23 protein-coding genes and 2 pseudogenes are annotated in these 26,498 nt (G+C 70.8%); 13 read left to right on the plus strand and 12 right to left on the minus strand.

From position 1 onward, the window contains the following. Positions 1-12: 12 nt before the first annotated feature. On the plus strand, positions 13-288 hold the full coding sequence (locus OG524_RS01240) for a chaplin (protein ID WP_405392850.1): 276 nt from the start codon (positions 13-15) through the stop codon (positions 286-288). A gap of 86 nt (positions 289-374) precedes the next feature. On the opposite strand, the gene OG524_RS01245 is transcribed toward OG524_RS01240, so the two are convergent. Together OG524_RS01245 and OG524_RS01250 are read right to left on the minus strand one after the other, a co-directional pair. After that, entirely contained in the window at positions 375-1,235 is an 861-nt protein-coding gene (locus OG524_RS01245; protein WP_405808632.1) for a tyrosinase family protein, read from the minus strand. A gap of 12 nt (positions 1,236-1,247) precedes the next feature. After that, a complete protein-coding gene (locus tag OG524_RS01250; protein ID WP_405808634.1) occupies positions 1,248-1,724 on the minus strand; it encodes a tyrosinase family oxidase copper chaperone in 477 nt (158 codons plus the stop codon). Between the two features lie 193 nt (positions 1,725-1,917). On the opposite strand from OG524_RS01250, the gene OG524_RS01255 reads away from it, so the two are divergent. Both OG524_RS01255 and OG524_RS01260 read left to right on the plus strand, forming a co-directional pair. Further along, on the plus strand, positions 1,918-3,207 hold the full coding sequence (locus OG524_RS01255; protein WP_405808636.1) for a cytochrome P450: 1,290 nt from the start codon (positions 1,918-1,920) through the stop codon (positions 3,205-3,207). 111 nt (positions 3,208-3,318) lie between these two features. Further along, entirely contained in the window at positions 3,319-4,506 is a 1,188-nt protein-coding gene (locus OG524_RS01260) for a glycoside hydrolase family 26 protein (protein WP_405808639.1), read from the plus strand. A 242-nt stretch (positions 4,507-4,748) separates the two neighbouring features. On the opposite strand, the gene OG524_RS01265 is transcribed toward OG524_RS01260, so the two are convergent. Further along, positions 4,749-6,260 carry a hypothetical protein gene (locus tag OG524_RS01265; RefSeq protein WP_405808640.1) on the minus strand — a complete coding sequence of 504 codons (1,512 nt, stop codon included), beginning with the start codon at positions 6,258-6,260 and terminating at the stop codon, positions 4,749-4,751. A gap of 408 nt (positions 6,261-6,668) precedes the next feature. Here OG524_RS01265 and OG524_RS01270 point away from each other — a divergent pair, with 408 nt between their 5' ends. Further along, entirely contained in the window at positions 6,669-6,884 is a 216-nt protein-coding gene (locus tag OG524_RS01270) for a DUF6243 family protein (protein ID WP_405392844.1), read from the plus strand. Positions 6,885-7,066: 182 nt separating this feature from the next. On the opposite strand, the gene OG524_RS01275 is transcribed toward OG524_RS01270, so the two are convergent. The 3 genes and pseudogenes from OG524_RS01275 to OG524_RS01285 form a co-directional block, all read right to left on the minus strand. Further along, entirely contained in the window at positions 7,067-7,255 is a 189-nt protein-coding gene (locus OG524_RS01275; RefSeq protein WP_405392843.1) for a hypothetical protein, read from the minus strand. Further along, positions 7,252-7,776: pseudogene (locus tag OG524_RS01280) on the minus strand (zinc-binding dehydrogenase); the annotation flags it as partial. The gene OG524_RS01275 and the pseudogene OG524_RS01280, both read right to left, overlap by 4 nt. A gap of 453 nt (positions 7,777-8,229) precedes the next feature. Next, a complete protein-coding gene (locus OG524_RS01285; protein WP_405392842.1) occupies positions 8,230-8,739 on the minus strand; it encodes an NUDIX hydrolase in 510 nt (169 codons plus the stop codon). 238 nt (positions 8,740-8,977) lie between these two features. On the opposite strand from OG524_RS01285, the gene OG524_RS01290 reads away from it, so the two are divergent. After that, positions 8,978-9,247 carry a hypothetical protein gene (locus OG524_RS01290; protein WP_405808643.1) on the plus strand — a complete coding sequence of 90 codons (270 nt, stop codon included), beginning with the start codon at positions 8,978-8,980 and terminating at the stop codon, positions 9,245-9,247. A gap of 444 nt (positions 9,248-9,691) precedes the next feature. On the opposite strand, the pseudogene OG524_RS01295 reads toward OG524_RS01290, so the two are convergent. Next, positions 9,692-10,350: pseudogene (locus tag OG524_RS01295) on the minus strand (class I SAM-dependent methyltransferase). A gap of 73 nt (positions 10,351-10,423) precedes the next feature. Continuing rightward, positions 10,424-10,546, minus strand: a complete 123-nt coding sequence (locus tag OG524_RS01300) for a hypothetical protein (RefSeq protein WP_405392839.1) — start codon at positions 10,544-10,546, stop codon at positions 10,424-10,426. Positions 10,547-10,733: 187 nt separating this feature from the next. On the opposite strand from OG524_RS01300, the gene OG524_RS01305 reads away from it, so the two are divergent. The 6 genes from OG524_RS01305 to OG524_RS01330 all read left to right on the plus strand — a co-directional run bounded on the left by OG524_RS01305 (position 10,734) and on the right by OG524_RS01330 (position 15,977). Beyond that, complete coding sequence (locus OG524_RS01305) at positions 10,734-11,435, plus strand: GNAT family N-acetyltransferase (protein ID WP_405393394.1); 702 nt, start codon at positions 10,734-10,736, stop codon at positions 11,433-11,435. Positions 11,436-11,550: 115 nt separating this feature from the next. Then, a complete protein-coding gene (locus OG524_RS01310; protein WP_405392838.1) occupies positions 11,551-11,856 on the plus strand; it encodes a peptidoglycan-binding protein in 306 nt (101 codons plus the stop codon). Between the two features lie 665 nt (positions 11,857-12,521). After that, positions 12,522-13,430: a MerR family transcriptional regulator gene (locus OG524_RS01315; RefSeq protein ID WP_405392837.1), complete on the plus strand. Its 909-nt coding sequence runs from the start codon at positions 12,522-12,524 to the stop codon at positions 13,428-13,430. Positions 13,431-13,874: 444 nt separating this feature from the next. Next, on the plus strand, positions 13,875-14,861 hold the full coding sequence (dhaK, locus tag OG524_RS01320) for a dihydroxyacetone kinase subunit DhaK (RefSeq protein ID WP_405392836.1): 987 nt from the start codon (positions 13,875-13,877) through the stop codon (positions 14,859-14,861). A gap of 91 nt (positions 14,862-14,952) precedes the next feature. Then, positions 14,953-15,570 carry a dihydroxyacetone kinase subunit DhaL gene (gene dhaL / locus OG524_RS01325; RefSeq protein WP_405392835.1) on the plus strand — a complete coding sequence of 206 codons (618 nt, stop codon included), beginning with the start codon at positions 14,953-14,955 and terminating at the stop codon, positions 15,568-15,570. Next, positions 15,567-15,977 carry a PTS-dependent dihydroxyacetone kinase phosphotransferase subunit DhaM gene (locus OG524_RS01330; protein WP_405392834.1) on the plus strand — a complete coding sequence of 137 codons (411 nt, stop codon included), beginning with the start codon at positions 15,567-15,569 and terminating at the stop codon, positions 15,975-15,977. Before dhaL ends, OG524_RS01330 begins: the two co-directional genes overlap by 4 nt. Before the next feature lie 187 nt (positions 15,978-16,164). Here OG524_RS01330 and OG524_RS01335 read toward each other — a convergent pair whose 3' ends face one another. Beyond that, entirely contained in the window at positions 16,165-17,307 is a 1,143-nt protein-coding gene (locus OG524_RS01335; RefSeq protein WP_405392833.1) for a GH12 family glycosyl hydrolase domain-containing protein, read from the minus strand. A 271-nt stretch (positions 17,308-17,578) separates the two neighbouring features. Here OG524_RS01335 and OG524_RS01340 point away from each other — a divergent pair, with 271 nt between their 5' ends. Further along, the gene (locus OG524_RS01340; RefSeq protein ID WP_405392832.1) at positions 17,579-18,976 is read left to right on the plus strand and encodes a nucleobase:cation symporter-2 family protein; all 1,398 of its coding nucleotides are present in this window, start codon (positions 17,579-17,581) and stop codon (positions 18,974-18,976) included. 54 nt (positions 18,977-19,030) lie between these two features. On the opposite strand, the gene OG524_RS01345 is transcribed toward OG524_RS01340, so the two are convergent. Continuing rightward, positions 19,031-22,465 (minus strand): phosphodiester glycosidase family protein, encoded by a 3,435-nt coding sequence (locus OG524_RS01345; RefSeq protein ID WP_405812411.1) that lies wholly within the window; start codon positions 22,463-22,465, stop codon positions 19,031-19,033. A 274-nt stretch (positions 22,466-22,739) separates the two neighbouring features. Here OG524_RS01345 and OG524_RS01350 point away from each other — a divergent pair, with 274 nt between their 5' ends. Beyond that, positions 22,740-23,246: an NUDIX domain-containing protein gene (locus OG524_RS01350; RefSeq protein ID WP_405392831.1), complete on the plus strand. Its 507-nt coding sequence runs from the start codon at positions 22,740-22,742 to the stop codon at positions 23,244-23,246. Between the two features lie 21 nt (positions 23,247-23,267). On the opposite strand, the gene abc-f is transcribed toward OG524_RS01350, so the two are convergent. Continuing rightward, positions 23,268-24,938 (minus strand): ribosomal protection-like ABC-F family protein, encoded by a 1,671-nt coding sequence (gene abc-f / locus OG524_RS01355; RefSeq protein WP_405392830.1) that lies wholly within the window; start codon positions 24,936-24,938, stop codon positions 23,268-23,270. Positions 24,939-25,265: 327 nt separating this feature from the next. Next, the gene (locus OG524_RS01360; protein ID WP_405808646.1) at positions 25,266-26,486 is read right to left on the minus strand and encodes a PP2C family protein-serine/threonine phosphatase; all 1,221 of its coding nucleotides are present in this window, start codon (positions 26,484-26,486) and stop codon (positions 25,266-25,268) included. Positions 26,487-26,498 lie beyond the last annotated feature (12 nt).

The following is a 26,498-nucleotide window of genomic DNA, read 5'->3' on the forward strand; positions in this document are numbered from 1 at the left end:
CAAGGAGAACTGATGTCGCGTATCTCGAAGGTGGCCGCCGTCATGGCCGGTACCGGTGCCCTGATCGCCGGCGGTGCCGGCCTGGCTACCGCCGACTCCGGAGCCGAGGCCGTCGCGGCCCACTCCCCCGGTGTCGGATCGGGCAACGCCGTGCAGGTGCCCGTTCACATCCCGGTCAACGTCTGCGGCAACACCGTGAACGTCATCGCCCTGCTGAACCCGGCCTTCGGCAACACCTGCGCGAACGTGCCGGACAACCACCACGACAAGGGTGGCTACGGCTACTGATCTCCGTAGCTGTCCGGCCCGGGCCTCCCCTCCTTGCTCCCGCGGAGAGGGGAGGCCCGCCCGATTCCGGGCGGACCCGCCTCCTCTCAGACGTACCGGTAGATCCGGGTGTGGTCCATGAGTTGCGAGGGGGCCACGTCCCACGGCGGCATCGGCTGGTCCCGGGCGAAGACGCGGTCCCGTTGCGGGTCGTCGGCCGGGAGCTTGCGGGCGGGAAGGTAGCGGGAGCGCGGGTGCGCCTTCTGCCAGCGGTCCCAGAGCAGGTCCATGTAGGCGTGGTGCAGCCAGAAGACAGGGTCGTCGGGTGACCCCGCGCCCGCCATCGACCCGCCGATCCAGCGGTGCACCCGGTTGTGGTTGGCGACTCCCCGGGTCCCTCTGATGCCCCAGCCCTCGATCCTGTTGCGGAAGCCGGTGGTGCTGAGGCTGTTCCAGGGCGCGGTGTCGTAGACCGGGTCGCTCAGCGCGCGGTCCACCTCCGCCTTGGTGGGCAGCGTGACCGGTGCGGACGGCCGGCCGAAGTCCCGGCGCAGGAAGCGGTCGTCGGTGACTCCCCCGCTGATGCGCCAGTCGCCCTGCCGGAAGGCGAACGGTCCCGTCATGACCTGGCGGTCGCCGGATCTGCCGTTGCCGCCGAGGAAGTCCTCCGCCCAGAGGGAGGAGGACGGTGTGCTGTCCCGGGTCCAGTCCCAGTACGGGACCGAGACCGTGGGGTCGACGGCCTGCAGCGCCTTCTCGAACTCCAGCAGATACCTGCGGTGCCACGGGAAGAAGGACGGTGTCATGTGGGCGGCCCGTGGCCGGCCCTCGGCGTCGGTGACGTAGTGCTGACGGTGCATCGTGACGAATTCGTCGTAGCGTCCGGAGCGCTTGAGCTCCAGGATCGCGCCGACCAGGCGCTTCTTCTCCGTGCGTGTGAGGTTGCGCTGATCCTTGCGGCTGTACACCCGTGCTCGTCCTTAGGGTCGGATGGTGTGCGGGGAGGCTGTGGACAGCTGGGAGGTGCCGAGCTCGTCGACGGCCGCGCGGGCCGTCTCCAGCAGCGTCGGGAAAGACTCGTAGTGGTTGACCGTGCTGAGGTAACTGCCGTCGGCGCGCCGCATCACGTGCAGCGGCCTGCCGTCGATGCGGACCTCGACGTCCGGTACGGCGGCCACGGCTCCGGCCTCACCGGCGCGCGGCTGCCCGCCGGCCGGGACCATGACCGTGGCCGCGCCGCGGATCTCCCGGCCCTTGTACCTCTCCGCGAACCGCTCGGGCCGCGCCGCGTCGCGCGCCGCGGGGGGTCCGGCCTCCGGGCCGCCGAGGAGGACCGGGGCGAGCGCCCCGCCCGTTCCGGCGATCACCGTCGCGGTGAAGGCGGTGCGCAGCACGGCGCGGCGGCCGGGCCTGCGGCCGCCCGCTGTTTCGCCGCTCGTACCTGCGGTCGGGTCCATGGTGGTGTACCTGCCTCTCGTCCACTCTTCCGAGTTGTCTTCTCTCTCGAAGTGGGCAACGAGATGACGCGCGAACGGTTCTCGTCGGCGCGTGTCACGCGACCGTGGGAATTCTCGGGGCCGTCCGGCCGCGTCGGCCCCGCAGCGGCTCGCGGCGCGCCAGCATGGCCGTTCGAGCTCCCGGAGGTTGTGCATGAACGCGCCGACGCAGGTTTCCACGGACCGTGGAGGAGGGACGGTGGACGCCGATCTGGCCGACCCGTCGTTCTGGCGGCTGCACAGGGCCGAGCGGCTGGCCGCGTTCGCCCGGTTGCGGGAGCTCGGCGCACCGGTGCGTTTCACCCCGTGTACGGGTTCGCGCACCCCGTTCCACGCGCTGGTGCGGTACGAGGACGTGAGGGCGGCGAGCCGGCAGCCGCGGGTGTTCGCCAGTGCGCCCGGTGTCACCACTCCGGAGCCGGCCCGCTGGGCCAAGGCCGTGTTCGGCAATTCCATGGTGAACATGGACGGTGCCGAGCACGCCGGCCTGCGCCGGACCATCTCCCGCGCCTTCACCCCGCGGCTGCTCGCTCGCGCCGAGGAGAACATCGACGGGATCGCCCGGCGTCTGGTGGACGAGGTGGCCACCGGGCGGCCCGGCGACTTCATGCGGTCGGCCCCCTCCCGTATGCCGTTCGAGGTCATCTGCGACCTGATGGGCATTCCCGGCCGCCACCGTGCCGGGATCGCGGCGCAGATCGACCACGCGTCGGAGTACGTCGGGGTCCAGCGCCGGGGCCGGGCCCGGCTGCGGGTGCCCGGACGGGGTCTGCGGTCCCTGGCCCGGATGCAGATCGTGATGGCGCAGATCGCCCGGGAGCGCCGCCACCGCCCGGAGGACGACGTGATCTCGGCGCTGGTCCGCGCGGACGTCGACGGGCAGGCACTGTCCTCCCGTCAGCTGGGCGCGTTCTTCTCGCTGCTGCTCGTGGCCGGGGTGGAGACGACCCGTAACGCGATCGCCCACGGGATGGTCCTGCTGGCGGCCCACCCGGAGCAGCGCGCCCTGCTGGAGTCCGACTTCGACCGGTACGCCGACGGTGCGGTGGACGAGATCGTCCGCCATTCGACGCCGATCATCCAGTTCCGCCGGACGGTCGCCGCCGAGTACGAGCTCGGCGGCCGTGTCTTCCTCCCCGGCGAGAAGGTGATGCTCCTCTACGCCTCGGCGAACCGGGACGCTTCGGTGTTCACCGATCCCGACGCGTTCGACATCACCCGGTCGCCCAATCCGCACCTGGGATACGGCGGGGGCGGTCCGCATCACTGTCTGGGCGCGCATCTGGCGCGGCTGGAGATGAGGGCACTCTTCAGGGAACTCCTCATGCGCCCGGACGCGGTGCGGGCGGTGGGCGAACCGGAGCTGGTCGATTCGAATTTCGACAACCGGGTCCGCTCCCTTCCTTTCACCTTCGGAATGGTTCACCCGAACGGCCGGGTCTGATTCCCCGCGCGTCGCGAATGGTCTATTCACGAGTTTTCGCAGAGCCCGTTGTTGAACATTTTTCTTTATGGTCGACAAGGTCGGAGGTACGCCACAATCCAAGGAGGAGCCGTGCCCGTGCAGCGCCGTCTCATCAACTTCGGAATCGGGACGGCTGTGCTCGGCCTTCTCGTCGGTGGCGCGGTCGTCGCGGACCGGGACACTCCGGGTTCCACGGCCGGCAAGGGCTCCTCACCGGCTCCGGCGTGGCCGGACGGCTCGACGGCCGTCGGCGCCTATCTGGACTACGGGCCGAAGGGCGTGCAGCGGATGGCGGAGCTGTCGCGCTGGCTCGGGGGGACGGAGATGCGGGTCGGGCACAGCTATCTGCCGGGCGATCTATGGGTGAACATCGAGGGCAGCCCCGGCTTCCTCGCCTCGTGGGCGGCCTGGCGGCGGGCTTCCGAGGACCGGATGTTCGTGCTCAACACGCCGATGCTGGAGCGCAACGAGGAGCGCGTCCCCGACGGCGAGGTCCGTCGGCTGCTGCGGGCGGGTGCCGACGGGGATTTCGACGAGCACTTCCGCAAACTGGCCGACCGCCTGGTCCTGCTGGGCGTCCCGGACACGGTGATCGTGCTCGGCTGGGAGATGAACGGGACCACGTACACCCACCGCTGCGGTCCCGATCCCGTCGCGTGGAAGGCGTACTGGAAGCGCATCGTGACCACGATGCGGTCGGTGCCCGGCCAGGAGTTCCGCTTCGACTTCGCACCGAGCCGGGGGCTGGACGCCGTGCCCTGGACCGAGTGCTATCCCGGTGACGACGTCGTGGACATCATCGGCATGGACTCGTACGACCAGCCTCCCGCCCGCACGTTCGACGACCAGGTGAATGAACCGTACGGCCTGCAGAAGCAGGTCGACTTCGCCGCGGAGCACGGCAAGCCGATCTCGTTCCCCGAGTGGGGGCTGTTCCGCAACGGGGACAACTCCGAGTACATGCGCCGCATGCTGGAGTGGTTCGAGCAGCACGAGCCGGTCTACCAGACGATCACGGACTACTGCCCGCACGGTGTGTGGCAGTGCGCCGACAATCCCGAGTCCTCCCGGGTGTACCGCGACATGCTGACCCGGCAGCCGGGCGAAGAGGGACCCGTCACGCCGGAGCCCACGCCGAGCGGGACCCCGAAGCCGGACAAGCCCGCGCCCGTCGGGCCGGAGCCGGACCCGAACGGGCGCGAGTGGTGCTTCAGCGTGCCGCTGAGCGAATGGTTCGGCCAGTGGGTGGCGGACCAGGAATTCTGTCTGCGCGGCTGAGAGGTCACCACCCGTACGCGCAAGGCGGCCTCCGGCGTCGTGGCCCCTCGTCAGTCGATGGGACTGCTGGGGTGGGCCACAACCATGAGGCGACCGGGCCGGTGCCGGTCGGAGGAGTACTTCACCGGCACCGGTGGCGCCTGCGGAGGGGGCGGGCGGAGCGGCGGCAGGCCCGCGTATCGCGTCGAGGCGGGCGTCATACCGGGCTGGGCTGGCCGGGCCGTGGGTACGGCTGCACAGCTCTACCGGTCGGTGGTCGTCCGGCGGTCTTGCACCCGGATCGTTGGACATCGCAGGATCTGGCCTGCGGTGGTGCCGACGAGGGTCGTGCCGTCGGGTGCCGCGTACAGGGAGAGTGGTTGGTACGGGGGCAGCGGATGCCGGCGGAGTACCGTCCCGTCGGCCGCATCGAGGGACACGAGGCTGTCGTCGGCGCACAGGGCGTGCAGGACCCCGGCATGGGAGTCGAGGTCGATGACCTCGGATTCCAACGGCCTGCCCCAGAGGACCTTGCCGGACGGGAAGCGTCGGCGGACAAGCTCCCTGTGCCCGTGTAGCAGAGCGGCGCCGGCGCCGTCGGACACGTACACCACCCGCCCGAGCGGTGCGTCGACGGAGAAGAGCACGGTCTCGATCGCACCGTCAGGGGCGAGCGCGACCACATTCCGGCCGCTTCGCCCGTACAGCAGCTCGGGGCACCGGCGCGCCTGGAGCGGGACAAGGTCGTACCGGTCCGGCACGTGGACCGAGCCGATCAGGTCGCTGCCGCCGGCGGCGAAGATCTGCGTGTTGGGCGGGGCGGGCGGCTCCGTCCCGATACTGCGGTCGTACGTGTCCCGGATCGCCCAGACCCCGTCCGTACGGGCGGACATCGCGGCCGAGAACGGCACGGAGTGCCGGTCGAGAACGGTGCCGTCGGCCGTGTCCACGAGCAGGAAGTCGGTCCGGGCGCGGGCGTCGGGACCGGCGACGGCCACGCGGACGCTCCGCTCGTCGGAGGCCACCTCGATCCGGGTGCCGCCGCTCGCCGACGGCGCGGGCACGCTCCACAGCGCCGATCCGTCCGCGGCCCAGCACTCCACCGCCACGTGCTTGCGGGTGGCGAGCACGCGGCCGTTGCCGAGCCCGGCCACGGCCCGGACCCCGCCCTGCGCGTCGTAACCGCGCCCGGCCCGCTCGGCCAGTGTGCGCAGCAGTGGTTGCGCGGGCGATACCTCGTCGTACACCCTCGGGGCGTCGAGGTCGATCGGTGTCCGGTCGAGTGCGGTCAGGTCGAGTGCGTCGGAGGTCAGACCCAGCCAGTTCTCCCGTACGACCGTCGCCCGGGCCATCAGGTGGTCGACTCCGTCGTCCAGCGCGAAGAGGATGAGCTCCAGGGTGCCGTCGTCCAGCCAGCGGACGGGCTCGATGCCCCATGCCGGGTCGGTGAAGTCGACGCGGTGGCCCGTGTCGCACTTGAGCAGGGTGAGGCCCCCTGCGCGGTCGTACTCGTCGCCGTTGTCGAGCCCGACGGCCAGGAGGGGCAGTGTGGGGTGGAAGGCGATCGACCCGGCCTCCATCGTGAAGGTCAGCAGGTGCGCGCAGGACAGGTCGGCGGCCCGGTATACGGCGACCCGGCTGTGCCGGTGCATCACCGAGCTGCCCGCTATCCACTGCCCGTCGCTGCTGACCACTACCTCGCACGGGTATCCGAGCAGTTCGGGAAACGGCTGGTCGTGGAGCGTGGTGGTGTGCGATTCGGGCAGGTCAGCCATGGTGCTCCGTACGATGGGCGACGAGACTCGGGCCAGGGTATCGAGGGTTTCCGGCGTCGCGGCTGGGACGAGGGGCCGGAACGACGAGGCGAAGGCGTCGCACTGCGTGCTGGTGTCCGTACCTCCAGCGCGTGGGTCACGTGGGGATGCGTCCTCGCCGTGTTCCGAGTGCGCGGCGAACCACCGGCAGTACCGCCTCAGGCCTCACCGAAGGCCTGGCTGCAACCGGAAGGCAAGAACCTTGGTGTGCGGGGCCGACGGAACCGGGTAACGTCTTGTGTCATGTTCTTCCTAACGCCGATTTACGAGTGAGCGCGTGATGGGCCCCTGCTGACGTCCCTCGACGTCGCCGCGACCGTCCCCCACCGATGAATCCGTAGATCACTTCACATCCTTCCGGGAGAACCCATGACCGTGAGCAAGAACATCAACAACCCCGTGGGCATGGGCGGCGGCCAGCGCAAGAGGCTGTCCCGCGCCGAACGGCAGAACAATGGGCCGCACCGCAACCTCGACCGCCAGGGTGCCGCCGACCAGAAGGCGGAGCTGGTGCGCAGGATGCGCGAGAAGGCAGGCGCCGCTGAGGGCGCCGGGCAGACGGGCGACGACACCGCACAGAGCTGAGGCACCGCCGCCGCAGGGCGGCACCGCACGGGGCAGGGCCCGGACCGCGACGCGCGGTCCGGGCCCTGCTGCCGTAGCGGGGCCGGCCACAGCGAGCCCCGCCGCGCGCAGGACCTCGCCGGGACTCGCCGCCCAGGTGCTCTCCGCGTCGAGGATCTGCCCCGCGTCCGCCGGAACGGCCATCACCGCTCCGGCTGTCCCCGACTGCCTGCTCGATCCGCTGGTGGGCAGCCGAACCCGCCGGCGTTCAACAGCGCGTCGATGAAGGTCCAGGTGGTGTCTTCGGTCAGGACCGCTTCCAGCCCGGGCACATTCAGCTCGTCCAGGGCGTGGGCGCAGTTCGCCACCGCCTGCTGGAGTTCGGCGATCACGAGACCACCGTCAGCACGATCTCGCCTTGGAGGTGGCCCTGCGCGGCTCGCGTGTGTGCGCTGCCCGCCTCGGGCAGCGGGTAGGTACTGTCCACCCCGGCCTGGAGCTTGCCCTCGTCGAACAGGCGCCCGATCTCGGCGGGCTGGGGGCCGTTGGAACGCACCTGAATGTTCCAGACTGCGATGCCCGGACTCGCCGTCTCTTCCGGGTCGTACTGGGCGAAGAACACCGGAAGCATGGTGCCGCCGCGCTAGAGCACGGTCAGGAAGCGTGAGCTGTCCGGGCCACCGACGGTGTCGATCACCAGGTCGACGCCACTGACCACGTCCGCGGCCTGAGTCCTGGTGCAGTCGATGAACTCATCGGTGCCGGGCCTGCGCAGGAACTGCTCGTGCCGGCCCGAGGACACCGCGATGACGTGTGCCCTCTTCCACTTCGCCAGCTGCAGCGCGAAGTGGCCCACTCCACCGGCGGCCCTGTTGACCAGCACGGTCATCCCTGGCGTGAGCGGCACCGGCCGCTGTCATCTCGGCCGGCATGACCTACGTACCTCGCTCGGGACCTGCCTGGAGTGCCACGACGGCACCCCGCCGCCCCCGGTTCCCGCAGCCCGTCGGCTGTCACGAAGGCCGCCTGGCCACCCCTCACCAACACCAGAAGGAGGCACCGTCATGGCGCTCTTCCCATTCGGCAACGGCCACCAGGTCGACTCCTCCACCGCAAGCGCGGGATAGCTTCCAGCGGGCCGCGGACGGCTCCGTCACCATCAACGGCGGCAAACAACTACGGCATCGCCGAGGGCGGGGGCACCCACCGGCCCAGCGACGACGATGAGGGGATCCACCGCCGCCCCACGCGGGTACCGGGCGCCTGAGTGCTCCCCGTACCCCGGTCGCCTCCCGGCAGTTGAGGTAGCTCGTCGACCATGCGAGCCGGGGGCGGTTGAGCGGGCCAGGTAGGTGTCGGTGGTGCCTCAGTGCTGGATCAGGCCGACGACCGGGACGGGAGCGACGTGGCCGGTTGCCGGAACGGTCTGCGCCAGGGCGAGGCCGATGTCGACCAGCGATGACCGGCGGAGGCGTGCGATCTCGGGGATGGGTGTCCAGACCGACTCGACGGTTTCGCCGTTCGGCTCAGGTCGGAGCCGGCCGCCAGTAATACGGACCTGGTAGAAGATGCCGACATTCTGGTGCTCGATTCCCGCACGCGCGGCGGTCGTGGGAATCACTCTCGAGTCCACGCCCAGCAGGCGTTCGACCACTGCGTCGCAGCCGGTCTCCTCGGCAACCTCCCGGATCACCGTGTCGAACGGATCCTCCGCGTGCTCGACTCTTCCGCCGGGAAGAGTCCAGTTTCCTGACGCGTGATGGGCGAGTAGCACACGTCCGTCCTCGATGCACACGGCGTACGCCGCCAGCCGGAAACTGCCCCGCTTCAACTCGCCTGCGATCGACTTGGCTACACCGTCTGTCTCCTGGCTCATCGGGTCATCTTGGCCTACTTCACTGGGCACGCGCTGCCGCAATACCAGCTGCCCACATGGGGACGGGGATCGCCTACAGGGTGCCCGTACGCCCTCAGCTGCTCTGAGCCAGGAGCTATTCCGCAGCCTCGAATATCCGAACCCACCGACGGCGCGACCTTCTGCAGCGACTGCCGCAACAACCAAGTCTGTGACCTGCCGCTCTATTGAGCCGGTCAGTGCCATCGCCGAGCGGGACATGTACTTCGAGGAGCCTTCGGCCGACGCCCCGACGATTGAGCGGCTTCTCGGTTGGGCGTGGCCGGAGTGGGTCACGGCTCCCTTGAGCGATGGAGTGGAGGTGTTCGCTCTGCCGAAACGGCTGACCCGAGCGCTGGCCAACGGGAGCTCTGCCGAACTCGAAGAGCTCGCAGGCCGCTGGACCACGCGGCTCCGGTCCGAGGACGGCAACGACATGACCTACTGGCGGTCCTGCAGGGAGGTGCCCGGCTCGCGGCCAGTGCGGTGAATACCGGTGGCGGCCTCTACAGCTGGAGCTTCTGACCACCCGCCTTCGAAGGGGGCTCACGTTTGACGCCGCTGCACGCCAAGAGCTCGGTCCCGGTGCGTCGAAGTACAGCGTGAAGTGCCACGACCGGTCTGCTGCGTCGATGATGCCGGTGCGCAACTGCCTGTCGCGGTGGTGAGCCAGGATCTCGACGGTCTTCTCGAGGCCGAGGGTCGTCAGGCCGATCTTCAACGACCGCCTCGGTCTCGTCGCGGCGATGCCGGCGACCATCCCATGGGGCACCTCGTTGTCCCAGACCGTCACCTGGCCGCCGGCGGCGATGGCGTCGCGTGCTGCCTTGCAGGCACGGGTCCGGTCGGTGAGCATCGCGCCGATGTCGAGCCGGCTTGGGCTCGCGTCCTCGGTGGCCATGCGGTGACTGTATGAGGCGAACGCGGGCGTTGCTCAGCACTGGTGCCAGACCAGCCTGTAGCGCCAGAACAGTCCCCGGCGCAGCCGGGCGCCGGGCAGTGCGTGGCGAGCGTCGCGCACGATGTCTGCGAAGGTCATGGTCGCCGGCCGGGTCGGGGCGGTCATCGAGGTCGGTCGCGGTGACTTGCGGCCCTTGTTCTTGATCCACGCCATGGCGACGTTCGACGGAATGGCGACGGCGTCGATCAGGTAGTCGCTCCGAGAGCGCGGGCGGTAGAGACCGATGACGACCAGGGTTCCGCCGGGTGCCAGGTGCTGTCGGAAGCGGGTGAGTGCGTCCCTGAACGGCAGGTGATGGATGGTGGCGACACATGTGATGACGTCGTATGGGCCAGGGGGCATCTCGTTCAGTGCGTCTCCGACGGTGAAGGTCACCGGGGCTGCGGGGGGGGTGTGAGTTCCCGCGCGCGAGCGGCGATGGTGGAGTCGACGTCGATGCCGTGCACCGCTGCGGCTCGTGACGCCAGCAGTCTGGCGAGGTCACCGCTGCCGGATCCGACGTCCAGGGCACTGTCGAAGCTTCTCGGGAGCTGGCGCAGGATCTGCCGGTGGTAGTGGGCGTTGTGGTCCCAGGGGTGGGAGGCATGGAACTGTTCAAGTGCTCGAAAGATGCGGGGCAGCAGCGTCGTCATGGCACGAGTCCATCAGAGGTTGATCGTCCGGGACACCGCCCTCGGGGAATCACGGGTGCGGGCGACGACGCCGTCAGCGGTTGAGTTCGCTGCGGGGGGCGAGAATCTGCTGTTCCAGCTCGGTGGAGCGGCGTGTGAGCGTATCGACGTCGGCCGGAACGCCAAGGCCGAAGGCTTCCCGAGTCGTCTGGCCCACGACCTCGGATATTTTGTGTTGATCAAGCCGCAGTGTTGTCACGTTCGGCGGCAGCGAGTCGGTTCTTGAGCGGTAGCCGGGCCGTTGACGGACCTACGTCAATATGCCGCACCCGGGGTGCTGATGGGGCCGGCCGGGCCTATCTGACCATCTCTATCCGGCCCACCAGGAAAGGCACAGCACGATGATGAATGACGATGACCCTGTACTCGACGAACCGGTAGAACAGTCGCTCGCGGGTCAGCACGCGCGTTTCGCCCGACGGCTCGGCGGAGCCGCCACCTATCACGCGGATGTGGCGACCTTTTCCTCTGTGTCCACCGGCCGGGACGCAGAGGGCTGGACCGATCTTGCCGGGTTGCTCGGCCCAGGCGCCTTCGCTGACATGTTCAACTGTCCGGCCGTTCCACCGCCGGGTTGGGATCCGGTCTTCAGTCTTGAGGGCCGTCAGATGATCTGGCCCGGCGGTGCCCGCCCCGACCTGCCTGGTCCCGAGTCCGACACCGGTGTGGTCGAACTGGGCGCGGACAGCGTGCCCGAGATGCTCGACCTGGTTGCGCGCACGGAGCCGGGGCCCTTCTGGCCCCGTACCCACGAACTCGGCGCCTATCTGGGTCTTCGTGACGACGGCGCCCTGGTGGCGATGGCAGGTGAGCGCCTGCGGCCCCCGGGGTGGACCGAGATCAGCGCCGTCTGCACCCTTCCCGACGCACGTGGGCGAGGACACGCCGCACGCCTGGTCAGCGCGCTCGTCACCCGAATCGTGGCTCGCGGCGAGCGTCCCTTCCTGCACGTGGCCGAGACGAACGCCGGCGCGATCGCGCTGTACGAGCGACTCGGGTTCAGAACCCGTCGGCAGATGACCTTCCGAGGGTTTCGCACCCCCTGACGGCCTGCCTTGGCTGTCGGCCCGGAACACATGAAGGCCGCCGCCAGTGGCAGCAGGCATCCGGGGAGGACCGGGCCGCCTACGGAGCCGACGTCAATCGACGGACAAGGCCTGCATGGCACTCGTGGAGGGCCGGTCCAGAAGAGTTGGCGGCAGCAGAACGGCCAACTGTCGGATGGATTACGGCAGCAGCGGATCCGGCGTGGAGTGGCTCCAGTTCACGCTCAACTCCTGCTACGGGTTCAGCCTCGCGACTGACGGCGAGTTCGGGTCGAACACTCGCAATGCCCTTGCGTCCGCCCAGCAGCAGGAGAACATCACCGCTGACGGCACATACGGCCCTCAAGGTCGTCAGTACCTGAAGTTTCCGCGATACCGGGAGATCACAGGTGGCCGCAGTGGGTGCGAGTCGATCGACTGACGCATAGAGACGTAGGAAGCCGGCCTCGTAACGGTCTCGGAGTGTGCGGCGAGCGGCAATTCGGGGTCGGCATCCGAATCGGGTGACCTTCGCGCCGTGCAGGCACAAAGATCTCTTCAGCCAGGTAGTTCTCACCGCCCGCCACAACTACCTCAGGCGCACCGGAAGCCGTCGGCGGTGTCACGGCGGGTGGCCGCTGAACCCGCCGTCGACGGCCCCGACTTCTGCACGAGGACACGACCTGACGGGCCTGTGTGCACGCTCCGGCCCCCACCCAGGCCGGGGCGTGCACCTCGGCCCGAAGCCAGGCCGGGGCGTGCACCTCGGTCAAGGGGAGCCCCTGGGGACTGGCGGAATGACCGCTGCAGCCCCTCTTGCATGTTCCATGGCATGTGCGACATCCCGTGGGTTCCCGTGATTCCTTCCGGGGCCTTGGCCTGGGGCTTCTCTCTCGTTCTCCTGATCGGCCGCTCAGTGACGTGGCTTCGGGATTCCTGAAGCTCTCTCGTCCGATCTGATCAGGCTGCAGTCCGACCGAAGGCGAGGACGCACATGCTGTCGGCGCCGGCGGCGGTGAGGAAACTCGGCAGAGCTCTGGAGAACTCACGGGATGTCACACCGAGGCACTTGAGTCTCCCGCCGCTGGAGGGTTCAGGATCTTACTCATGGACGACGAACTCCCCGACGTGCTCACCATTGGCCGACTCGCGCACCGCACCGGGCTTCCGGTGCGTACCCTGCGCTTCTGGTCGGACGAGGGGGCGGTGCCGCCTGTGGCCCGCTCCGCCGGCGGCTACCGGTTGTACGACGCCGGGTCCGTGGCCCGCGTCGAGCTGGTCCGCACCTTGCGGGAGCTGGGCCTCGGGCTCGACGACGTGTGCCGCGTCCTGAGCGGCCGCACCACGGTTGCCGAGGTGGCCCATGCGCATGTGACCGCGCTCGACGCGCAGATCAGCTCACTCAAGGTGAGCCGGGCCGTCCTGTCCACCGTGGCGAAGCGGGGTTCGACCGTTGAGGAGACAACACTGATGAACCGGTTGGCGCGGCTTTCCGCCGCCGAGCGCAAGCAAATCATCGACGAGTTCAAGGAGGGGGTGTTCGGCGGCCTCGGTGACCCACGCCTGCGCGACCGCATACGCACTTACAGCATCGACCTGCCCGACGATCCCACACCCGAGCAGGTCGACGCCTGGATCGAACTGGCCGAATTGGTGCGGGACCCCGGCTTCCGCGCCCGGTTGCGCACATGGATGGAGCTCAACACGCCCGTACCGGGGCAGGGACGTCCCCCTGGGGCGTCCATCTGGTGGGCCAGGCAGATCGTGCAGACCGTCGCGGAGGCCAGGAAAGGCAGGGTCGCTCCCGAGGGGCCCGCAGCGGCCGAGGTGCTGTCCGACCTGTTCGGTGACGCCGATCGGGCCGCCGTGCTGCGCAGTCTGGAGGCCGGGATCGAGGCAGGAGCGGAGCACTACCGCAGGCTCGTCGCCCGTGTGCGCGGGCAGGATTCGTCGCCCGACGCGACTGAGGAGCTGGAATGGCTGGCGCGGGCCCTGCGCGCCGCAGATCAGACCTGACCTGGTGCTCGGCCTCGGCAGGGTGCAGGCCGCCGACCTCGCGGTGCCGGCTGCAGACACTCCGTCCGGCTCGCAGGCCGTCCTCTCGTCGCCTGCGACGAGAACCGTGAAAACGCCTGGCCTCAGGGTCTCCAGCCCCTGCCCCGTGTTGACAGCGATTCGGGCCGGCCGGGGTGCGGATGCCTCCCATCGCCCTCTTTCGACGCGCCGCTTCCCGACTGGGTCCGCCTCTTCGTTACGTGACGACGCCCATCGTCCCGACAACGACAGCCGAGTGCTCCTGACAAAGAGCCGGAAGTCAGCATCAGCCCCGCCGGACACCGCCCACGTGAGCCATCGGCCGCCACGGACCACGAACCCCCGCGAAGCCCTACGGACCCGTTGACCAGGTAATACCATGCTCCATGGCCTGACCGGGAACTTACCCAGGAGGAACCGTTGAAGATGCTGATCAACGTACCGGAGACCGTCGTCGCGGACGCCCTGCGCGGTATGGCCGCCGCTCATCCGGAACTCACCGTGGACGTCGAGAACCGCGTGGTCGTGCGGCGCGACGCGCCGGTCGCCGGGAAGGTGGGGCTCGTCTCCGGCGGCGGCTCGGGTCATGAGCCCCTGCACGCGGGGTTCGTCGGGCCCGGCATGCTGTCCGCGGCGTGTCCCGGTGAGGTCTTCACCTCGCCCGTGCCCGACCAGATGGTCCGGGCCGCCGCCGCTGTCGACAGCGGCGCGGGGGTCCTGTTCGTCGTCAAGAACTACACGGGTGACGTGCTGAACTTCGACATGGCGATCGAGCTCGCCGAGGAAGAGGGCCTGCGGGTCGCCCGGGTGCTGGTCGACGACGACGTCGCGGTCACCGACAGCACGTTCACGGCGGGCCGGCGGGGCACGGGTGCGACGCTGTTCGTCGAGAAGATCGCGGGTGCGCTCGCCGACGAGGGCGCGCCCCTGGAGCGGGTCGAGGCCGTGGCGCGCCAGGTCAACGAGTCCTCACGCAGCTTCGGGGTGGCTCTCGGTGCCGTCACCACGCCGTCGAAGGGCAGCCCGACGTTCGATCTGCCGCCGGGTGAGCTGGAGTTGGGTATCGGCATCCACGGCGAGCCGGGGCGGGAGCGCCGTCAGATGATGACGTCCGGGGAGATCGCCGACTTCGCGGTGAACGCGGTGCTGGAGGACCTGCGGCCGAACGGACCGGTGCTGGCGCTGGTCAACGGGATGGGGGCGACACCGCTGCTGGAGCTGTACGGGTTCAATGCCGAGGTGCACCGGGCGCTCTCCGAGAGGGGCGTGACGGTGGCTCGTACCCTGGTGGGGAACTATGTGACGTCGCTCGACATGGCAGGCTGTTCGGTGACGCTCTGCCAGGTGGACGAGGAGCTGCTGAGGCTCTGGGACGCGCCGGTGCAGACGCCCGCGCTCCGCTGGGGCCGGTGAACCCGACCACCACCCGGTCAACTGGACGACCGCCCGTCCCATTTGTGGCTGACGGACCACCGCCCGATGTGTGTGAGGAACAGGAGATCATGTGCTCGACACCGACTTCTTCCGCCGCTGGATGGCCGCCACCGCGGCGGCCGTCGACCGTGAGGCGGGCCGGCTGACCGACCTGGACGCGGCGATCGGGGACGCCGACCACGGAAGCAACATGCAGCGCGGTTTCACCGCGGTGACCGCCGTCCTGGAGGAGAAGTCCCCCGAGACGCCCGGTGCGCTCCTGACTCTCGCGGGACGGCAGCTGATCTCGACGGTGGGCGGTGCGTCGGGGCCGTTGTACGGCACCCTGTTGCGCCGTACCGGCAAAGCACTGGGCACCGATCCGGAAGTGACCGACAGCCAATTCGCCGAGGCGTTCGGGGCCGGTGTCGAGGCCGTGGCGCAGTTGGGCGGGGCGAAGGCCGGGGACAAGACGATGCTCGACGCGCTGCTGCCGGCCGTCCAGGCGCTGGGCACGTCGGCCGGGGCGGCCAGGGACGCGGCGCTGGCGGGTGCGTTGGCGACCGTGCCGTTGCAGGCGCGCAAGGGCAGGGCAAGTTATCTGGGCGAGCGCAGCATCGGTCATCAGGATCCCGGGGCCACCTCGGCCGCCCTGCTGGTCGCCGCGCTCGCCGAGGTGGCGGAGTCGAGCGGCGGAGGAGACGCGTGAGCGACAAGAAACAGGTCGGGATCGTGCTGGTCTCGCACAGCGGTCCGGTGGCGGACGCCGTCGTCGAGCTGGCACGGGGACTGGCGGCCGGCGGTGCGACCGCCCCGGTGGCCGCGGCCGGGGGTACCTCCGCCGGAGGGCTCGGGACCAGTGCGCAGCTGATCGCCGAGGCGGCCAGGTCGGTCGACAGGGGTGCGGGCGTCGCACTGCTTGTCGATCTCGGTAGTGCGGTGCTGACGGTGAAGTCCATGCTGGCCGAGGGCAGCGAACTCCCCGACGGCGCACGGCTGGTGGACGCGCCGTTCGTCGAGGGCGCGGTCGCCGCGCTGGTGACCGCGTCGGCCGGGGGCGATCTGGCAACCGTGGAGGCGGCGGCCGTGGACGCGTACGGGTACCGCAAGGTCTGAGCGGGAATGCCGGCCGCCCCCTGTGCGACGGGGGTGGCCGGCCCGCCCGCCGCACGGAGGGGGCCGGCGTCCCACCTACAGCTGGGCGGCCGACCCGGTGCCCTCCGCCGTACGGGGACAGGGCAGCCGTACGGGGACGGGCCCGCCGTACGAACAGAGCGGCAGTACGGACACGACCGCCGTACGGTCAGTTCACCGCGCAGGCCGCACCGTTGAGCGTGAACTGTTCGGGCTCCGTGAACGTTCCGGAGTGCGTGCCCTGGAAGCCGAACGACTGGCTGCCGCCTGCGGCGATCCGGGTGTTGAAGGCCGCGTTGGTGGCGGTCACCGCGCCCGAGGAGGCCGAGAGGGCCGCGTTCCACACCTGGCCGACCGACTGTCCGGACGGCAGGGTGAAGCCGAGCTTCCAGCCGTCGACGGGTGCGGTCCCGGTGTTCTCGACCTTCACATCGGCGGTGAATCCGTTCGACCAGGAGTTCGCCGTGTACGTCACCCGGCAGGCCGCGGGCGTGCCCGGCTCCTCCGGCTCACCCGGGTTCTCGGTGCCGCCACCGGTGTTGACGACCGAGGAGAAGGAGCTGAGCGAGAGACCGGCACCGTTCTGCCAGGGCTCGAACCCGGCCTGGACGCTGGTGAGGTACCAGGAGTTCTGGGCCATCCCCCGGGCCACGGTCTGGTCCACGAAGTCCATGACGTCGAAACTCCAGCTCGTGACCGCGGACGGCGCCACGAAGGAGATGACGTCGTTCCCGCCGTTGTTCCCGGTCCAGACCTCCCAGGTACGGCCGGCGACGGACGCGGTGCCGGACTGCGAGCCGATCGGCTGGATGGGGCCCACCCGGTTGAACCAGATCATGATCTCGGTCCGGTTGACGCCGTCGGTCTTCGGCTCCGGGTCGAGCCAGATGTCGTAGGACGCGTTGTAGACAGCGTTGTCGACGTACCCGTAGGTGAACGCGGTCGGTGCGCTGCTGATCGAGCTCACCTTCGCCGGGAGGGCGGTGCCGGGCGAACAGTTCGTGTAGTGACAGCCGTTGAAGACGGACGGATACGATTTGGGCGCCCCGTTCGTCGGGACAGAACCGTCGGCCCGCTGGACGGTGAAGCCGTCGCCGGAGACGTTGACGCACTGTGCTTCACCGGTGCCCCAGCGGTTGTTCTGCACCACGTAGCGGTCCTGGATGACGGTCGTTCCGTACTGGTCGCAGATCAGGGTGTCCGCCTGGGCGGGCGTCGCCACTGCACCGAGGGCCGCGAGCGAGGCCAGCGTCACGAGTAACGCCGTCACCGCGGCACGTGCGGACCTGAGAGAGACGATGAGGCTCTTCATGATGTCCTTTCCCTAGGACTCGATGATGGGAGCGCTCCCAATTACTGCTCCGGCGTGGAACCTATGGGGCTGCTGCGATGCTCCGCAAGGGTCGGTCCGTAACAGCTGCGGCGACCGCCCCCCGGGTTCAGCGGTGCGGCCGGCCTTGCGGAGCCCGGTGAACAGGACACCTCCCCGCAACAGACACGAAATCAACAAATTGTTTAAAGAGCTTACGGTCTCGTGCTGTTGGACCGTCTACGTCCCCGCCCGCACGTCCCTGGAGCGCCCCATGGTGTCCGCAACACCCGTACATCCCGTCGACGCGGTCCCACCGATACGCATGCTGGCGGCCTTCGGGCTGCAGCATGTGCTGGCGATGTACGCCGGCGCGGTGGCCGTGCCGTTGATCGTGGGCGGCGCGATGAAGCTGCCGCCCGCCGATCTGGCCTATCTGATCACCGCCGACCTGCTCATCTGCGGGGTGGCGACCCTCATCCAGTGCGTCGGCTTCTGGCGCTTCGGTGTACGTCTGCCGATCATGCAGGGCTGTACGTTCGCCGCCGTCTCGCCCATGGTGCTGATCGGCACGACGGGTGGCGGTCTGCCCGCCATCTACGGCTCGGTGATCGTCGCCGGACTCGCGATCGTCCTCCTCGCCCCGGTCTTCGGCCGGCTCCTCCGCTTCTTCCCGCCGCTCGTGACGGGCACCGTGATCCTGATCATCGGTGTCTCGCTGCTGCCGGTGGCCGGCAACTGGGTGGCCGGCGGCGCGGGTGCGCCTGACTTCGGCGCCCCGAAGAACCTGGCACTGGCGGCGTTCGTGCTGGTCGTCGTGCTTGCGGTCCAGGGCTTCGCACCGCCGTTCCTGAGCCGGATCGCCGTGCTGATCGGCATCGCGGTGGGCCTGGCGGTGTCGGTGCCGTTCGGGTTCACCGACTTCGGCGGGGTCGGCGAGTCGGACTGGGTGGGCATCAGCACGCCGTTCCACTTCGGCGCTCCGACCTTCCACGCCTCGGCGATCATCGCGATGCTGGTGGTGGCCCTGGTGACGATGACGGAGACGACCGGCGACTTCATCGCCGTCGGCGAGATGACCGACCGCAAGGTCGAGCCCCGCGCGCTGGCGGACGGCCTGCGGGCCGACGGTCTGTCCACGGTCCTCGGCGGCGTGTTCAACACCTTCCCGTACACGGCGTTCGCCCAGAACGTGGGCCTGGTCGGCATGACCCGGGTCCGTAGCCGCTGGGTGGTCGCTGCGGCGGGCGGGATCCTCGTCCTGCTCGGTCTGCTGCCCAAGCTGGGGGCCGTCATCGCGGCGATTCCGGCTCCGGTGCTGGGCGGTGCGGGCCTCGTGATGTTCGGTACGGTCGCGGCGAGCGGGCTCCGTACCCTGGCGCAGGTCGATTTCAAGGGCAACAACAACCTGACGATCGTCGCCGTCTCGGTGGCGATGGGAGTGCTGCCGGTCGGCGTGCCGACGCTGTACGACCAGTTCCCGGCCTGGTTCCAGACGGTGATGCACAGCGGGATCAGTGCGGGCTGCCTGACGGCCATCGTGCTGAACATCGTGTTCAACCACCTTCCCTCGAAGGCGGGTCCGGCGCCGGACGCGGCGGCGGCCTCGCCCGACGTGCCCGCCGCCCTGGGCGAGGGCACTGTCGAGGAGGCAGGCGGAAAGCGGGCCTGAACCCCCGTGCACGGCGGAGCCACCGGCGGGATACGCCGGGGGCTCCGCCGTGCCTCAGGCCGCCGGGGCCACCACCGCCCCCGCCGCGACCTCGATCCGGGCCTGCCGGGTCGTGCCGTTCACGGTCACCGCGAGCGTGACCGTGCCGGGCCGCAGTGCGGTGAGCGTTCCGGTGACCGGATCCAGCACCGCGGTGTGGCGCCGACGGGCGTCGTCCGGATCGCCGATGTGGAGGTTCGGGGAGCCCGTCCAGTCGGCGCTGAGCGGGAAGGCTACCGGCACGGTCCGCGTCCCCTGGGTGACGCTCGCGCCGACCCGCGTGTCCTCGCCCGCTCCGATCACGGACGGTGCGTCGAGCGTCAGCGCGTCGACATGGGCACGGGTCTGGGCGGACACCCAGTCGGGCCCGCCCAGCCACGGCCGGTGGCGCGCCAACGCCTGTTCGCCGGGCGCGACGCGGTCCGCGCCGATCAGGGTCCAGCCGGTGAATCCGCCCTCGTCCGCGGGTCCCGCCGGCGACTTGCCGGAGTTCCCGTTGATCAGATATGGGACCCCGTCGACGCGCGAGGCGTGGAAGACCCCGACATGACTGCCGATCAGGGCCGCGCCCTTGCCCGTCGCACGGCGGAAGTCCGCGAGCCACTGTTCGACGAGGGCCGCCTCCTTGCGGTCGCCCAGCTGGCTGCCCTTCTGCACGGTCGGGTCTCGCGGCGGTACGTGCTCGACGAGCAGGACGGAGCCGACGGACCGGTCTCGCGCCGCCGCGTCCAGCTGGGCGCGCAGCTCCTTGATCTGGGGGAAGCCGCCGCCGCGCAGGCTGAGGCTGGACGTGTCGAGGGTGATGACACGGGTGCCCTTGTGGTCGAACGTACGCCGGGCGGGACCGAACTCGGTGACGAAGTTGTCGATCTTCCCGCCCATCACCTCGTGGTTGCCCGGCACGTAGTACCAGGGCAGTGCGTCACCGAGTTCCTCGTCGAGCAACTGGTGGGCGAAGGCGAGGTCGGCGGGTGATCCCTCGTCGACGAGGTCGCCGTTGACTACGAGGAAGTCGGGCTCGGCGGCCTTGATCTCGCGCAGGGTGCGGCGGGCCTGCCGGACGATCGCGCTGTCCGGGTCCCGGGCGACGAACTGGGCGTCGGACATCACCGCGAACTGCCAGTCCCGGCGCTCGGTCTCCGCGGCCGGATCGATCAACGGGTCGGCAGGGACGGGCTGTCCGGGCAGGTCCACGGTGGGTGGCACCTGCGCGGACAGGTCGTCGATGACGATCTCACCGGTGTACTGCCGGGCCGCCGCAGTCTCGGCGAGGTAGAAGCGGTGTACGGACAGCGGCATCGCGGCACCCGGTGGTACGTCGAAGGTGACCTGGCGCCAGCCGGTCCAGGTGACGTAGGGCCCGCGCAGCAGCTGGTCGGAACCGGCCGAGTCCTTGAGGTGCAGCGTGGGCCAGGCGCCGTTGCCGTCGCCCTTGATCCAGAGTGTGTAGGACTGCGGCTGGCCCGGCACGACGACCGGCTGCGGCGGGGCCGCGTAGGCGGCGCGTGTCGCGGTGGATCTGGTGAAGTCGTAGGTGAGCCGCAGTCCGGTGCCGGTGTGGCCGTCGGGTGTCGCGGCGAGGGAGCCGGCGGCCCGGGCCTGGCTGAACTTCCAGGATCCGGCGTCGTCGAAGGCCGACACGGCCTGTTCGGCGAGGCCGACGCTCACCGCGAGCGTGGTGCTCGTGCCCGCGACGGTGGCCTTGATCTGTCCCGCCCCGCCGCCGGTGCGGGATCTGACGGTGAAGGAACCCTGGCCGTCGTCGGCGACGGCGAACAGCGCGTGGTCGTAGTCGAGGGTGATGTCGGCCGGTTCGACGGGGGCGCTCGTGCCGTGGGCGTCGAGTCCGACGATGCCGAAGGCGCCGGTGGCCGTGCTGTCGGCGAGGCCGACGCGTGCGGTGGTGGGCTGGATCCGGGCGAGCCGGTCGAGGACGGTGAGCCGGGTGCTGCCGTGGGCTCCGGCCCGCTCGGCCCGCACGTCGGTCGTGCCGCCGCGGCGGGCGGTGAAGGTCCCGTGGGCGTCGACGCCGCCCACCGCCGGGCTGACGGCACGCCAGCGCGGGGTGCCCGCGGCGGGACCGTACGTCTCGTCGTGCCCGGCGGCGGTGAGCCGCCGGGTCAGGCCGGGGAAGACCCGTTCGGGGTGGCCGCCCGCGACGGGGTCGGTGCCGGGTGCGACGCCGGCCGGGGTACGGGTCCGCACCCAGAAGCCCTCCAGCCGGCCGCTGCCGTCCGGGGCGGTGAGGGCGAGGCCGTTGGGCACGGTGCGTTCGCTGCCGTCGGACGGGCTGTTCTCCACCTGGAGTGCGTCGCTGCCCGGCTCACGGGCGACGAGCGTCGAGGAGCCGCCGCCGTCCAGGTTGAGTGCGCTGTACGAACCGGCCCGGCGCATCATCAGGCCGAGCTCGGTGAGGGTGACTCCGCCGCTGTCGGCCTGGCGGCCGTCCACGGTGACCACCTGCATCGTGCGGCCGTCCCGGGAGAACCCGACGGCGGTGCGGGGTGCGGCGGTGTTGTTGCCCTCACCGTCGTGGTTCTGGGCGACGCCGTCGACGACGAGGAGTTCCCGGCCGCCGACCGCGGTGTCCGGCACGGCCCCGCCGTCGTCGGTGCGTGCGCGGTACTCCATGGCGACCGGGTCACCGGGTTCCAGGGCGGCCAGCAGGGTGGCTCCGGCCTCGCGTCCGACGAGGACGGTGGTGCCGTCGGGCACGGGGCCCGTTCCGGGGACGTCCGACACGGCGACGACCTTGCCGTCCCGCACGGTCGCCTCGGCGACGGGCCGCGCGGCGTCGACGGTCAGGGCGCGGTCGGCGTTGCCCCAGGATGAGGTGTACGCACCCACTCCCCCGGCCGGCACGTTGGCGGCGTTGTACGCGGCGAGCGGGTGCTCGCCGTCCGGGAGGGTCAGCGTGCCCTCGAAGTACAGTTCCAGGACGCGTCCGGCGCTCGTGGGCCCGAGGCCGACCGCGCGGTTGACGCCCGGGGCCGGGGAGTGGACCGGCCGTCCGTCCTTGATGCCGGGGCCCTGCGGTGCTCCGGTCTGGTTGATGTCGAAGAAGTCCGCGTTGATCGCGGCGACGGTGCGCCGGCCCTTGCCCGGGTCGTGCTGTGCGGCGAGTTCGGAGACCGTACGCCGGTCGGCGACCTTGCCGCTGGACAGGTAGTCGGCGCGTACGCCGCTGCCGTCCAGGTCGACGGAGAGGGTGTCGACCCGCAGCCACTTGTCGGATTCGAGCCGGTCGTACGAGCTCAGAGAGACGCCGGGGGCGAGCGGCCGGGAGGTGCGGGCCGTCTCGATGCCGTCGCCGTCCACGACGGATCTCGCCCCGCCGGCCGCACCGCTCGCCGCCGGCGGGGCGACGGGTCTGAGGACCTCGGCGGCAGTGTGCGGGCGCGGGTCCGGATACTGGTCGGCGGTCGCGGGGGCCACGGCCGCGAGCGTCATCGCGGACGCCGTCGCGAGCAGTACGAGCGGCCGCAGGGCGGTGCCGAGGGAGCCTAGGCCCACAAGTCCTCCTGGTGCAGTGCGGGTTGGTCGCGCGGTAAGTGCTGTCGGCGGACAGCATGGCCGGGCGCACCCAGACGCACCAGAGGACGACGAGGACATCAAAGGGAACAGCGGGCGGCGAGGGGGTGACCTCGGCGGCGCCGGGGATTCCGTCGGCCGGACGGGCCGGGGCTGATGGTCCCGCGCGGCCCGCTCCTGCACACTTGACGACATGTCGACAGCGAAGCGCAGTGCGGGTCTTCTGCTCTACCGGATCACCCGCACGGAGGGTGGTGGGCGAGACGCCGAGGTGCTGATCGGGCACATGGGCGGACCGTTCTGGTCGGGTCGTGAGACGGCGGCCTGGTCGGTACCCAAGGGTGAGTACGAACCCGACGAGGAGCCCGCGGCGGCCGCCCGCCGGGAGTTCGAGGAGGAGCTGGGGCTGCCCGTGCCGGACGGCCCCTGGGTGCCGCTGGGCGAGGCGCGTCAGCCGAGCGGCAAGACCGTGACCGTATGGGCCCTGGAGGCCGAGCTGGATCCCGCTCTCGCGGTCCCGGGGACGTTCACCATGGAGTGGCCCAGAGGGTCCGGTGTGCAGCAGGAGTTCCCGGAGATGGACCGGTTCGCCTGGTGCACACCCGAGGAGGCGGCGGAACGCCTGGTGGCGGGCCAGCAGGTGTTCGTCGACCGGCTCCGCGCCCGTCTGCGGGACGGCGGCGCGCCCCCGGAGCCGTAGGAGCCCGGACCGGTGCGCCGCTCAGCCGCGGGCCGCGACTCCTGTCTCCGCCACCGGGCGGCCGGCGCGCAGTTCGAGGCGGTCGCCGGTGAAGCGGCCCCGGAAACTGCGGTCGTGCGAGACGACGACAACGGCTCCTTCGTACCGGGCGAGTGCGGCTTCGAGCTCCTCCACCAGGCTCAGCGCGATGTGGTTCGTCGGCTCGTCCAGGACCAGCACGTCCGCCGGCCGGGTCACCAGGCGTGCCAGGGCCAGCCTGCGCTGCTGGCCGACGGAGAGCGCGGCCACGGACACGGCCAGGTCGTCCGGGCGGAACAGGCCGAGGGCCAGCAGTTCCTCGGCGTACTCGTCGGCGAATCCGGGCCGCCCCGCGGCGAACGTGGCGAGCAGGGAACGGCGTGTGGGCCTGACGGGGAGCTCCTGCGGGAGGTATCCGATGCGGGCCCGGCGCCGGACCGTCCCGGCGTCCGGTGCGAGGTCACCGGCGAGGACGCGCAGCAGTGTGGTCTTGCCCGCACCGTTGGGTCCGGTGACCAGGAGGCGCTGCCCGGGCCGGACGCGCAGTGCGGGCAGGTCCAGCCGGTCGCCCACTACGACGGATTCCAGCACGGCCAGGGGTTCGCCGCGCAGGTCCCCCGCCGGGTCCGGGGCACCGGCCGTCAGGAGTCCGGCGGTGAAGCGCAGGGGCTGCGGAGGTGCGGGAACGGGTGCGCGGTGCAGCGCTTCGAGCCGGGTCCTGGCCGCCCTGACCTGCCCCGACAGCTTGGCCTCGTGTGACCTGCGGTGCTTGCCGAAGCCCTGCCCCGGGTCCTTGCCGGTACCCGCGAGGCGTCGGCCCGCCGCGCTCACCAGTTCCTCGGTACGGGCCAGTTCGGCCAGCCATTCCTGGTGGTCCTGCGCCCAGCGGCGGCGGGCGGCGGCCTTCGCCGTGCGGTAGCCGTCCCAGCCGTCCCCGTAGCGGGAGACACCGCGCAGGTCCCGGTCGACCTCCAGGATCACGGTGGTCGTCCGCTCCAGGAACTCCCGGTCGTGGGTGACGGCGACGACGGTGCCGCGGTGGGTGCGGAGGTGGTCCTCCAGCCAGGTGACGGCGGCGGCGTCGAGGTGGTTGGTGGGTTCGTCGAGCAGCAGGAGTTCCGGTGCGGCGGCCAGCACGCAGGCGAGGGCGAGCCGGGACTGCTCGCCGCCGGACAGCGTGCCGAGGCGGCGGTCGCGGGTGAGGTGCCCGAGGCCGAGGCCGTACTGGGCCGCGTCCACCCTGGCGTCCGCCTGGTATCCGCCGCGCTCCTCGTACGCCGTCAGGAGGTCTCCGTACGCGGCGAGTTGCGCGTCGGTCGGGTCTCCTTCGGACAGGGCCGTCTCCGCCGTGCGGATCCGGTGTTCGAGCTCGCGCAGCTCGGCGAGGGCGGCGTCGACGGCGTCCTGGACGGTGCCTGCGAGGTCGAGCGTGAGGGTCTGGGTGAGGTAGCCGGTGCCGCCGGGGAAGTGGACGGTGACGTCACCGCTGTCCGGAGCCTCCGCCCCGGCCATGAGCCGGAGCAGGGTGGACTTCCCGGAGCCGTTCTCACCGATGACGCCGGCCCGCTCGCCCGGGCGGACGGTGAGGGACACCTGGTCGAGGACGGATCGGTCCCCGTAGGCCTTGGAGACGTCGTTCATGGTCAGCTGGGCGCTGTGGCGCTGGAAGGACATGGGTACTTTCCCTGAGGTGACAGGCCCTCGGCCGCGCACACCGCAGAGGCGCACGGCGGGGCATGGGTACCGGACGGCGGGAAGGACTGCGGCACGCGGCACGACCCGGTCGGGTCAGGCGGCGACGCTCGGCGTCACGCGGCGGCGTCCTGGCCGGACATCAGAGAAAGAAGTAGTACGAACCCATGGCACCCAGTGTAACCACAGCGGGTTCACGGTCTGCGGTGCCCGCCGCGGCGTCTCCCGACGGCGACGACTTCTCGATGGCGCCGGGTGGCGCGCAGGTGACCGGCGCCTGTGCCTGCGCACGCCCCGGGCGATTCCGTGCTATGCCCGGCCCCGGGCCCCGACCGCCCCTTCGGCCCCCGGGTGCTCGGCCATGGCCTCCCGCCGCGGGTCGCCGCCGCCGTCCTGCCGTCTGCTGAGGACGAGCACCGCCACGTCGTCGCGTCGCACTCCGCCGGAGAACGCGTCCAGGTCGGCCTGGAGTGCCGCCAGGACCTGCCGCGGCTCGCGGCGCGCCCAGGCGGCGATCCTCTCGTCGAGCGGATAGAAGGCGCCCGTCGCGTCGCGGGCCTCGGTCACTCCGTCCGTGAACGCCAGGATGGACGCGCCGGCCGGGAAGCCGAACCACTCGGCGGATCGTGCCTCACCACTGAGGTCCGCCATGCCCAGGGGTACGGACGTCAGGTGCAGGGGAACCGGCGACGCCGTGCCGTCGTGCAGCAGCCACGGCGGCAGGTGCCCGCAGTTCACGGCCCGCACCCGGTCGTCCCCGTCGAAGGAGAGGAGCAGGGCGGTGACGAAGCGCTCGGTCTCGCCGGTCTCCGCAGAGAACGCGTTGTGCCGGGCGACCGCGTCCTCCACCATGTCCGCGACCGAGGCGAGCGAGGGCTCCCGGATGGCCGCCTCACGGAACGCGCCGAGCGCGGCGAAGCCGGCGCCGATCGCGGGCAGGCCCTTGCCCTGCACGTCTCCGATGATCACCCGGGTCCCGTACGGCGAATCCACGACCTCGTAGATGTCGCCGCCGACGAGACGGTCTTCCTCGATCGGCTCGTAGATCCCGTCCGCCCTGATCTGCCGGGTGGCGATGGGCAGCGGTCGGAGGATCTGCCGCTGGAGGGCGACGGCGGCCGACCGCAGCCGGGCGATCTCGGTGGCGTGCCGGATGCGCGCGGCGCAGGCGACGACCCCCAGGCCGCTGGCGATGACCGCGAAGCCGATGAGGAAGGCGACGTCCCAGAAGGCGCCGGTCTGCGGGACACGGGAGCCGACGACGACCAGGGTGACCCAGACCGCCACGCAGACGGTCTGGCGCACGGTGCAGAAGACCGAGGCCAGCGCGGGCATGACGACCAGGAGGGGAACGACGGGGAGGTCGTCACCGGTGAGGGCGTCGAGCAGGACGACCGCCGCGGTCAGCAGGAACAGCCACAGCGCGAGCGCCCGGTTCCCGATCCGGGGGGCGCCCGCCGCCTCCACCTCCGGGTCCGTCCCCGGCAGCGGTGTCCTGCTCGCTGCTGGGCGGCGGAATCCCATGGCCACGGCACGCCTCCC

Source organism: Streptomyces sp. NBC_01520 (assembly GCF_045040375.1).
Taxonomy (GTDB): Bacteria; Actinomycetota; Actinomycetes; order Streptomycetales; family Streptomycetaceae; genus Streptomyces.

What these genes read in the sequence shown, in the direction of transcription:
- OG524_RS01310 (WP_405392838.1), top strand. Translation starts at nt 11,551, where the DNA reads ATGGCACTCGTGGAGGGCCGGTCCAGAAGAGTTGGCGGCAGCAGAACG.
- OG524_RS01315 (WP_405392837.1), top strand. Translation starts at nt 12,522, where the DNA reads ATGGACGACGAACTCCCCGACGTGCTCACCATTGGCCGACTCGCGCAC.
- OG524_RS01285 (WP_405392842.1), bottom strand. Translation starts at nt 8,739, where the DNA reads ATGAGCCAGGAGACAGACGGTGTAGCCAAGTCGATCGCAGGCGAGTTG.
- OG524_RS01265 (WP_405808640.1), bottom strand. Translation starts at nt 6,260, where the DNA reads ATGGCTGACCTGCCCGAATCGCACACCACCACGCTCCACGACCAGCCG.
- OG524_RS01335 (WP_405392833.1), bottom strand. Translation starts at nt 17,307, where the DNA reads ATGAAGAGCCTCATCGTCTCTCTCAGGTCCGCACGTGCCGCGGTGACG.
- OG524_RS01350 (WP_405392831.1), top strand. Translation starts at nt 22,740, where the DNA reads ATGTCGACAGCGAAGCGCAGTGCGGGTCTTCTGCTCTACCGGATCACC.
- OG524_RS01305 (WP_405393394.1), top strand. Translation starts at nt 10,734, where the DNA reads ATGAATGACGATGACCCTGTACTCGACGAACCGGTAGAACAGTCGCTC.
- OG524_RS01240 (WP_405392850.1), top strand. Translation starts at nt 13, where the DNA reads ATGTCGCGTATCTCGAAGGTGGCCGCCGTCATGGCCGGTACCGGTGCC.
- OG524_RS01290 (WP_405808643.1), top strand. Translation starts at nt 8,978, where the DNA reads ATGTACTTCGAGGAGCCTTCGGCCGACGCCCCGACGATTGAGCGGCTT.
- OG524_RS01255 (WP_405808636.1), top strand. Translation starts at nt 1,918, where the DNA reads ATGAACGCGCCGACGCAGGTTTCCACGGACCGTGGAGGAGGGACGGTG.
- abc-f (WP_405392830.1), bottom strand. Translation starts at nt 24,938, where the DNA reads ATGTCCTTCCAGCGCCACAGCGCCCAGCTGACCATGAACGACGTCTCC.
- OG524_RS01270 (WP_405392844.1), top strand. Translation starts at nt 6,669, where the DNA reads ATGACCGTGAGCAAGAACATCAACAACCCCGTGGGCATGGGCGGCGGC.
- OG524_RS01345 (WP_405812411.1), bottom strand. Translation starts at nt 22,465, where the DNA reads ATGACGCTCGCGGCCGTGGCCCCCGCGACCGCCGACCAGTATCCGGAC.
- OG524_RS01250 (WP_405808634.1), bottom strand. Translation starts at nt 1,724, where the DNA reads ATGGACCCGACCGCAGGTACGAGCGGCGAAACAGCGGGCGGCCGCAGG.
- OG524_RS01340 (WP_405392832.1), top strand. Translation starts at nt 17,579, where the DNA reads ATGGTGTCCGCAACACCCGTACATCCCGTCGACGCGGTCCCACCGATA.
- dhaK (WP_405392836.1), top strand. Translation starts at nt 13,875, where the DNA reads ATGCTGATCAACGTACCGGAGACCGTCGTCGCGGACGCCCTGCGCGGT.